This is a genomic window from Limisphaerales bacterium (assembly GCA_014382585.1).
Classification (GTDB): domain Bacteria; phylum Verrucomicrobiota; class Verrucomicrobiia; order Limisphaerales; family UBA1100; genus JACNJL01.
The window spans coordinates 1-3,872 of the sequence record JACNJL010000005.1; the positions used below are offsets into that span (position 1 = coordinate 1).

2 protein-coding genes are annotated in these 3,872 nt (G+C 62.5%); both read left to right on the forward strand.

The window, feature by feature from the left end; translation table 11 throughout:
* Positions 1–1,275 carry a DUF1552 domain-containing protein gene (locus H8E27_00035; protein MBC8324008.1) on the forward strand — a complete coding sequence of 425 codons (1,275 nt, stop codon included), beginning with the start codon at positions 1–3 and terminating at the stop codon, positions 1,273–1,275.
* Positions 1,268–3,703: a DUF1588 domain-containing protein gene (locus H8E27_00040; protein MBC8324009.1), complete on the forward strand. Its 2,436-nt coding sequence runs from the start codon at positions 1,268–1,270 to the stop codon at positions 3,701–3,703. Before H8E27_00035 ends, H8E27_00040 begins: the two co-directional genes overlap by 8 nt.
* The last annotated feature ends 169 nt before the right edge of the window (positions 3,704–3,872 follow it).

Below are 3,872 nucleotides of genomic sequence, written 5' to 3' on the forward strand. Positions count from 1 at the left end.
ATGACCGCCAATCGACGTACGTTTTTGAAAGGCTTGGGTGGGGCATTGGCTTTGCCGATGCTGGAATCGCAATTGAGCGCAGCGGATGCAAAGACGTTGAACGCGTCCGGGCCGCCCTTGCGATTTCTGGTGGTGGGCAATCCGTTTGGAGCGCATCCCGCGAATTTCTTTCCCAAAAACTTCGGGAAGGGGTTCACGATGTCGCCGACGCTCAAGCCCTTGGCCTGGCTGCGGGATCGGATGACCATCCTCTCGCACACGGACCACAACATGGTGAGCGGGCACGGTCGGGAGATTTCCTTCCTCAGCGGCGTGTTGCCGACGGATGCGCAGGCGTTTCCGGAGAAGAACCTGTCGCTTGATCAACTCATCGCGCGGCACGTCGGCAGCGCGGTGCGTTACGATTCCGTGGGAGCCGCCTTGGAGGGCGGCATCCGGATGAGTTGGACGGCGAACGGCGTGGAAAAACGGCCGTTCACGGATCCGCAAAGACTGTTCGACCATCTCTTCCTCAATCTCACGCCGCAGGATAAAGCGGCCCGACGCGATCTGCTGGAGCGCAACGGCAGCATCCTCGACACCGTGGGCGACCAATTCAAAGGCATCCTGAACACGGCCGGCGCCAACGACCGCGAGCGACTCGATCAATTTCAAACCTCCGTGCGCGAATTGGAAACCACGCTCGCCAATCGCAACGGCTGGTTGGACAAGGACAAGCCGACCTTCGATGTGTCCGAGCAATTGGACCATCCGAACGCCACTATCGAGAACCGTTACGACGCCATTTTCGACATGCTCGGTTACGCCTTCGAGACCGACCTCACGCGCGTGGCCAGCGTGGAATTTCCCGCCGGTCTCAAGTACACGGAGATCGCCGGCGTCACCCGCAGTTACCACGGGTGCACGCACAACGGCAAACGCGAGGACGTCACCTCCGAGCTCGTGGCCATCGAGACTTTTCAACTGGCCCGACTATCGCGTTGCCTGCGCAAGCTTGATGCCATCCGGGAACCGGGCGGGCAGGGGAGTCTGCTGGACCACACCATCGTGCTTTACGGCAGCGGCATGGGCTACGGCGGCACGCATTCCAACCGCGACCTGCCCATCCTCGTGGCGGGCGGCGGCTTCAAACACCGCGGTCACGTGGACGCCCGCTCCAACACCGGCGCGCATCTGCCCTTGTGCAACCTGTTCGTCACCCTCATGCAACGCTTCGGCATCGAGCGCGGCCAATTCAACACCAGCACCGGCACCTTCGAGCTTCCCCATGCGTAGGCTCCTCGCCATCGGCGCGCTCCTCGCGGCTTGGAGTCCGGCGCAGGCGAGTCCCGCCTTGTTGAAACAACATTGCGCCGAGTGCCACAACGCCGACAAGGCCAAGGGCAAGTTCAAGCTGACCGACCTCGGTCCCGCACCCACCGCCGCTAATTTCCAACGCTGGCTGGACGCGGCCGATCTGCTGGCCGCCGGCGAAATGCCGCCCGAAGACAAGAGCAACCTCAGCGCCGCCCAACGGCAACAGCTCGTCGCCTATTTCAAAGGCGGCTTGGCCAAGTATCAGGCCACGGCCAAGCTCTCCCTGCGTAATCCGCCGCGTCGGTTGAATAACCGCGAGTTCGCCAACAGCATTGCCGCCGCGCTGCTCATCGAGGATGTCGGCACGCACCAGCCCGCCGCCAATCTGATCGGCGATTCCCTGCATCACGGCTTCGACACGCACAGCGCCACGCTGGGCATGAGCAAGTTTCACCTCGAACAATACGTCGAAGCGGCCCGCCGCATCGTGGATGCGACCGTTCTCACCGGCGAACGTCCGCCGCGTCGTCGCCTCGAAGTGCCGCCTACCGCCATCTTCGCTGCCCATACCAGCCAAAACATCACGCGCCCCGAACGCCGAGGCAAACGGAATGGGTTTGATTTTCTCGATCCCAAACAACTCGGCTATTTCGAGGCATTCAAGACCGCGCCCGAAACCGGCCGTTATCGAATCACCGTGCGCGCCATGGGCCTCGATCGCCGCACCTACGCCACAGAGAAAACCGGCGTCTACCACGAAGACCCCATCCGGCTCACTGTCCAAATGGGCGATCGCACGCGTACCTTCGATCTGCCCGACGACCGTCCGCGCGATATCGTGTTGAACGAATGGCTCGCCGCCGGCACGCGGTTGCGTCTGCGGTATCCGACCGACGGACTTACCCTGCGCAGCAACGGCAATTTCAAATTCCAAAACGCCATCGCCGGCGAACACCTCAAGGCCACCAATCGCAAGCTCTGGGATGAAGTCGTGGCGAACATCAAGACTCGGCCCGGCGGCCGCATTCTCCGACCCGAGAGCTGGCACCATTGGGTGAACCACTGGCAGGGCGCGCGCCCGCGCATCCTCAGCGCCACCGTCGAAGGTCCATTCTATGAAAGCTGGCCGCCCCAACGCCAGGTGGTCTTGCTGGGCAAGCATCCTTCCGCCGCCAATGCCGAAGCCATTCTCCGGCCCATTGCCGAACGCGCCTGGCGTCGGCCCGTGCGCGACGGCGAGTTGAAGCCCATCGTCGCCCTCGTTCAAGCCAAGGCGCCGCGGCTCGGCGATGTGGAAGCGCTCAAGGAAGGCCTTGTCGCCGTCCTCGTCTCGCCCGCGTTTCTGCTGTTGAACACCGACGACCTCACGCCCAACGAACGGTTCGCTTCCAAGTTTGCCGCCTTCTTCCAAAGCACCTTGCCTGATGCTGACCTCCGCGCCGCCGTGGCTGCTGGTAAATTGGACACCCTCGCCGGTATCCGCGCCGAATTGAGCCGCCGCCTCGCCAACGGCCAAGCCGAGCCCTTCCTGCGCGCCTTCCCGTACGCGTGGTTGGAACTGAACGACATCAACTTCATGGCGCCCGATCCCGACCGCTACCGGTTCTACCACCGCAAACGCCTCAGCGAAGACATGATCGAGGAGGCCCTGCATTTCTTCCGTCACGCCATCGAACATAACCGACCGCTGCCCGAATTTCTCTCTGCCAATTACAGCTTCATCAACGCCGATCTCGCCCAGCTCTACGGCGTGGCCGGTGTGCCGGCCGATTCCATCTTCCGCAAACACATCTTCACCGACGGCCGCCGCGGCGGTCTGCTCGGCATGGGCGCCTTTCTCACCACCACCGCCGACAGCCTTGCCACCTCGCCCATTCACCGCGCCATCTACGTCATGGAAAACCTGCTCGGCATTCATCCCGCGCCTCCACCGCCCGACGTGCAGATTGAGGAACCGGACGTGCGTCAGGCCAAAACCATCAAGGAAATCCTCAACGCCCACCGGGCCGAAGCCACCTGCGCTGCCTGCCATCGCAATATCGACCCATACGGTTTTGCCTTCGAAAATTTCGACCCCACCGGCGCCTGGCGCGATGACTATGAGATCACCCCGCCCAACAGCAACAAAACCGTTCGCCTCCCCATCGATGCCGCCGCCACCTTCCGCAATGGCGCTGCCTACCGCGACATCACCGAATACCGCGCCGCCCTCCTTACTCCAGCCAACCGCGACCGCTTCGTGCGCTCATTCATCACCAAAGCCCTCACCTCCGCCAACGGCGCCGAACCCGCCAAGGCGCACTACGCCGAAATCGAAAAAATCCTCACCCACTCCGCCCGCCACAATCACCAAATCCTCGACACCCTCGCCGCCCTCATCCACAGCCCCCTCTTCCGGGAACGCTAAGGATTGGCAATCGCTGGAGAGGCGGTGCTTGATTCGGGTTAACAATACGCCTACAAATCCAATCCTGTTTATTACCCGACCATGCCGAAACAATCCGCCGCCGCCAAGCCCGCCAAATCCTTCGAGGAAACCCTCTGGGACACCGCCAACAAGCTCCGCGGCTCCGTCG

Bases quoted from the DNA above. Each gene is read 5' to 3' on its own strand.
- H8E27_00040 (MBC8324009.1), top strand. From the start codon at position 1,268: ATGCGTAGGCTCCTCGCCATCGGCGCGCTCCTCGCGGCTTGGAGTCCG.
- H8E27_00035 (MBC8324008.1), top strand. From the start codon at position 1: ATGACCGCCAATCGACGTACGTTTTTGAAAGGCTTGGGTGGGGCATTG.